The 1,362-nt window shown below is 43.1% G+C and carries 2 protein-coding genes; both read left to right on the top strand.

Going from position 1 to position 1,362, the window contains the following annotated elements:
* The first annotated feature begins 147 nt into the window (after positions 1 to 147).
* Entirely contained in the window at positions 148 to 408 is a 261-nt protein-coding gene (locus tag V5D86_RS09555; RefSeq protein ID WP_414596458.1) for a hypothetical protein, read from the top strand.
* Positions 409 to 450: 42 nt separating this feature from the next.
* Positions 451 to 1,251 carry a hypothetical protein gene (locus tag V5D86_RS09550; RefSeq protein ID WP_414596457.1) on the top strand — a complete coding sequence of 267 codons (801 nt, stop codon included), beginning with the start codon at positions 451 to 453 and terminating at the stop codon, positions 1,249 to 1,251.
* The last annotated feature ends 111 nt before the right edge of the window (positions 1,252 to 1,362 follow it).

Here is a 1,362-nt window from a genome sequence, read left to right as displayed (position 1 = left end):
CAGGATCCTCCGGGCATGTCTCTAGGATCTGTGCAGTCTTGGGTTTCCTTGTCATAGCAAAGTGTACACTTTACAAATATAAAAAACAAGTGATTACTTTGCATACACTTTACACTGAATTATAACTGGATAAATCAATCACTTCACATGAAGGAACCTTCAGTCGTTCAATTGAACTTCAGATGTCCTGAATCGATTATTGATATAATCGACAAGGATATCGAGATGACTGGAGAGTTTAGAACACGTTCAGAATGGATCTTATCTGCAATGCGTCAATTTGTAGACTACCGCACAAAGATCATAGCAGAGCGTAAAGCGGCATTCGGATCCGAAGAAGAATGTGACTTTACACCTTCGGGAAGTCTTCAGCTTCGGGATGAAGTGAAGGATCGATGTTTTTACTGAAGCAATCAAATGCAGACAACAACTGATTACCGGTGATGGTGTTTGGGATTCCTAAAGAAAATAGTGAAACACATACGCGATGCCTGCAATGATTACCTCGATGAAAACGATACGGATCCGGATGAGATCAACACCGTGACTGAAGCGACTTGTATCGAAACTCAAGATGTCGATGTCACAGTCGAGTGTGTCGAATCCGAGATGGAATCACAATCATACGTCGAATCCGAAGGAACAGATGATTTGCCCTTCATGATGATTCCCGATGAATCGTTCGACGAGGGATGTGAACCTCCTTACGATGAGGATGAAAGGGACTACGAACTGTTCATGAAGGCGATGTTCGAGGAATTCAAACTGAACAAAGCTCAGGAATCCAAAGACAATGTGAAAGACACATATCGCATGGGTCGGGAATTCGAAGAATTTGCGAAGTCCCTCTTTCCGGAAAAGAACTTCATCCTGATGCACAGAACGACAAGCGGTTATGTGGAAGGAAGATATGCCGAGGACTGCATCAATCCAGATTATCTATTCCGGGACAAAGAAACAAAAGAAGAATTCTGGGTAGAATGCAAGTTCAGGAGCCGCAGAGGTCAGAACGGTACTTTGAACTGGACCGATTATTACCACCTGCAACGCTACAAAGAAGTGCAACAGAAAACCGGTAAAAAGGTATTCATCCTGATCGGTGTAGGCGGGATTCCAAAAGACCCTGCAGAACTGTTGTTCTTCCCTCTGGACAAAGTTCCTTACTATTCCCTTTATTATTGCACACAGAAAAAAATATTGATTGAACCGAAACCTTACAGGAACCTTCAAGAAATTCTCAACAAAATATGATTCCACGCATCAGAGATGTAAAAGGATATATCCATCGACTGACATCGTCATCTTCGGTGATGGGGGATAACGGTCCCCGAAGGGACCGGACACCTTGAGGGTGTCATTCTT

The organism is Candidatus Methanoprimaticola sp. MG2 (assembly GCF_047501175.1).
Taxonomy (GTDB): Archaea; Thermoplasmatota; Thermoplasmata; order Methanomassiliicoccales; family Methanomethylophilaceae; genus Methanoprimaticola.
The sequence above is the reverse complement of the archived record's forward strand: the minus strand, read 5'-3'. Positions and strand labels throughout refer to the sequence as shown.

Coding starts and splice junctions, on each gene's coding strand:
- V5D86_RS09555 (WP_414596458.1), top strand. CDS start 148: ATGAAGGAACCTTCAGTCGTTCAATTGAACTTCAGATGTCCTGAATCG.